The organism is Variovorax sp. 01T439_2 (assembly GCF_056398445.1).
In genome coordinates this window covers 1-3525 of sequence record NZ_JBFTPJ010000634.1, presented here as the reverse complement: position 1 = coordinate 3525, position 3525 = coordinate 1, and the positions used below count along the sequence as shown (strand labels likewise).

Genomic DNA, 3525 nt, shown 5'->3' with positions numbered 1-3525 from the left:
CTGGTGGCACTGTGCACGTCTCTGTTGAAGCGAAGCGTGCGCGGCGGCTTGATAATCGTTGGCGAGATCAACCTTGGGGGCTCGATCGAACCCGTCCACAACGCGGTCACGATCGCCGAGATCGCCGTTGAGAAAGGCGCGACGTCGCTGCTGATGCCGGTGGCGTGTCGGCGCCAGTTGGTCGACTTGTCCGACGACATGGCGACCAAGATCGACATCCAGTTCTACTCCGACGCCCGCGACGCGCTATTGAAGTCCATGTCCGAGTGACCCCAAAGGAACAACACCATGCCATTAACCTCGGCAGGGCGGTTGCCGACTACCTGACGGCGCATCCTGAAGAGAAGTTCTCTACTCGACAGATTGCCGAGTAGATCTTCGCGACCTTCCCGGCCGAGTGCCACGCCAAGAAGGCAGCCGCCACGCGCTGGAAACCGACGCGGACCTGCTGCAGCAGCCGGTTGCGGAGATCGGCTCACAGCACCCGCGCCTGCAGAAGAAGCATCCCGGCCTCAAGACGACCGAGGGCCGGCCAAGGAAGTACTACTTCTCGGAGAGAAGTCCGACAGCGCCGAGGTCGCACTGCCGAGAACACCGGTGTCGCAGCAGCGTCGACAAAATCGGCTCGAAGCGTCCTCATGCGATGCATCCAAGCCATGCATTGAAATTTATCGGTACTTTTGTCGGTATCTTTTTTCTACCAGACCAAAGAATCCAATATCCATGCGGATTTTTGAAATACCTGCGATTCCTGTCGAAGCACCAAAGACCCGAATCACGGCGTCTCACCCCACATCAAAAACCCGCACGCTCCTGGGCGTAGCGGGTCGACGGCCCGATCGCCGGCCGGCAGTTCAGTGCGGGATCAGGTCCAAGCACTGCCGACGGCGCCACGCGGCGCTGCGCACGGTTTGGCCGTCATCGAACACGACTTTGTACTGGCATACGAGGTAGTTGGCCGATTGCGGCATTTGGAACTTGAACTGGTAGTCCCACTCAGTGCCGAGCGCGCCGCGCTGCTGCCTCAGCGCCTGCCCGAGCACGGCGAGCACCTGGGCCTGATTGATCCCGGGCTTGATCTCGCGAAAGCGCTCGGGCCGCGACACGATGCCGTCGCGCAGAAAGGGCTCCTTGAAGTCGGGGCGGCGCGCCTCGACGTCGCGATAGTCCAGCTTGTCGGGGTTGCTCACGGGGTCTACAGGGTTATCGCGCRCCGCCACATGGGTGGCGGTGCCGAGCAGCGCGGCGGCGAGCGCGAAGGCGGCAACGGTGGGTGATGCGTGCGGGGTCTTTTTCATGGCTGGCTTCCTCTTGGGTCGGATGGGATTCTTGGGAGAGATGAGCGCGCGCGAATCAGCGCTCGCGCATGGCTTCGCGCGCCTTGTTCAGCGGCTTGGTCAGGTAGTCCCACACGGTCTTGCGGCCGGTGCGGATGTCGGCGGTGGTCACCATGCCAGGCACGATGGGCATGCGGCGGCCGGCCTTGTCGGTCAGTGCGTCRGAGTCGGTGCGCACGAGCACGGGGTAGTAGACGATCTCGGGCTTGACCTCGTCGCGCTGCGTGTCGGGTGCGATGGTCACCACACGCCCTTTGAGGCCGCCGTACACGGCGTAGTCATAGGCGGTGACCTTGATCTGCGCCTCCTGCCCGGGCCGCATGAAGGCGATGTCGCGAGGCGAGATGCGCGCTTCGACCAGCAACTGGTCGTCCAGCGGCACGAGGGTCAGGAGCGAGCCGTTGGGCGGCACGACGCCGCCGATGGTGGTGACCTGCAAGCTCTTGACGATGCCGCGCACGGGCGAGTTCAGGGTGAGCCGCTCGAGCGAGTCTGCACGCCCGCGCACCACGGACGACAAGGACTTCACCTCGGCATCGGCCTTGGCGAGTTCCTCGCGGCTGCGCACCATGTAGTTCGATCGCGCCTCGGAGATCTTCAGCTCCAGGTCGGCGGCCTGGCGTTGCAGGCGGATGAGCTCGACGTTGCTGGCCGCGCCGCTCACCTGCAGCGAGCGCGTGATGTCGAGCTCTTTGCGCACGAGCGCAAGCGCCTGGCCCAGGCCTGAAACGGTGTCGCGCATGCTGCCCTGCCGCGAGCGGAAGAGCGCGCTTTCGGAGTCGACCAGCTGCGCGTACGCCTTCAGCTCGGCGGGGAACTGAAGGGTGCTATGCCCTTCCACCTCGGCGCGCAGGCGCACGCTGCTGGCCAGTGCGGCGCGGTAGCGCGCGGCGGTTTCTTCCACGCTCGATTCGCCGCGCGTCGGGTCGAGCTGCGCGAGCACCTCGCCCTTCTCGACGATCTGGCCTTCGTGCACGCGCAGCTCGGCAAGGATGCCGCCTTCGAGCGACTGGATGCGCTGCTCACGCGAGCTGGGAATCACCTTGCCCATGCCGCTGGACACTTCGTCGATTTCGAAGCACCAGGCCCACACGAAGAACGCGAGCAGAAAGAGCGCGATGAACCACACGACGCGCGCGGAGCCGCTGGCGCGGGCCTCGTCGAAGTCGCCGGCGCCGCCGGGGCCCCACACGGTGGCGGTGGATACCTGCGCAGGCACCGGTGCCTTGGTCAATGTCACGGCGTTCATGCCTGTGCCTCCTTGCCACGGCCCGCGAGGGCCGTTGTCTCGCGCGATACGGCCGCGCCCTGGCGCAGCCGCGCCATCACCTGGTCGCGCGGCCCGTCGAGCACGACGGCGCCGCCGTCCACCACGAGGATGCGGTCCACCGCATCGAGCACGGCCGGGCGGTGCGTGGCGAGCACCAGCGTGCGGCCTGCGGACAGAGCGCGCAGTTGTTCGATCACTTCGCGCTCGGCCACTTCGTCGAGCGAGGCGGTGGGCTCGTCGAGCAGCAGCACGCTGGGGCGGCGCAGCATGAGCCGCGCGAGCAGCAGGCTCTGGCGCTGCCCGCCCGAGAGGCCGCGCCCGCCTTCCAGCAGCGGATGGTCCAGCCCGGTGGGCAGGCGGCGCACGAAGGCCCAGGCGCCGGTGGCTTGCAGGGCGGTGATCAGTTCGGCATCGGTGGCATGGGGCGTGCCCATCTGCAGGTTCTCGCGCAGGGTGCCGTGAAACAGGCGCGCGTCTTGCGCGAGCAGGCCGACGTCGCGGCGCACGTCGGCGGGGTCGATGTGGGCCATCGACACGCCGTCGAGCACCACGCTGCCCGCGCGCGGTTCGATGAGACCCGACAGCGCCTGCAGCAGCGTCGACTTGCCCGCACCGTTGCACCCGAGAACGGCAATGCGCTCGCCAGGGCCGATGTGCAGCGCCTTCACGTGCAGCGCGGTGGTCTGGCCGTCGTGGCTGAAGACGGCGTCGCGCAGCGTGTAGTCGCCCTGCACGGCGGGCCGGTGCACGCGCGTCTCATGGGGCGGGTGGTCGACCGGGAGCTTCATGAGCTGGTCGAGCGATTCGCCGGCCACCTTGGCCTGCTGCCAGCGGTTGAGCACCTGCGTCACGCCGGCCAGCGGCGCGAGCATGCGGGTCGACAAAATCGATGCGGCCACGAGCACGCCGGTGCTCATC

The 3525-nt window shown here is 67.0% G+C and carries 3 protein-coding genes and 1 pseudogene; 1 reads left to right on the top strand and 3 read right to left on the bottom strand.

Annotated elements, in window-relative coordinates:
- Window positions 1–270: pseudogene (locus AC1DOC_RS24800) on the top strand (peptidase); the annotation flags it as partial.
- Window positions 271–854: 584 nt separating this feature from the next.
- Here AC1DOC_RS24800 and bamE read toward each other — a convergent pair.
- The 3 genes from bamE to AC1DOC_RS24785 form a co-directional block, all read right to left on the bottom strand.
- The gene (gene bamE, locus AC1DOC_RS24795; RefSeq protein WP_478130694.1) at window positions 855–1298 is read right to left on the bottom strand and encodes an outer membrane protein assembly factor BamE domain-containing protein; all 444 of its coding nucleotides are present in this window, start codon (window positions 1296–1298) and stop codon (window positions 855–857) included.
- 55 nt (window positions 1299–1353) lie between these two features.
- On the bottom strand, window positions 1354–2586 hold the full coding sequence (locus AC1DOC_RS24790) for a beta-barrel domain-containing protein (RefSeq protein WP_015867364.1): 1233 nt from the start codon (window positions 2584–2586) through the stop codon (window positions 1354–1356).
- Window positions 2583–3525, bottom strand: a 943-nt coding sequence (locus AC1DOC_RS24785) for an ATP-binding cassette domain-containing protein (protein WP_478130693.1), incomplete at its 5' end; no start/stop codon positions are given. The genes AC1DOC_RS24785 and AC1DOC_RS24790, both read right to left, overlap by 4 nt.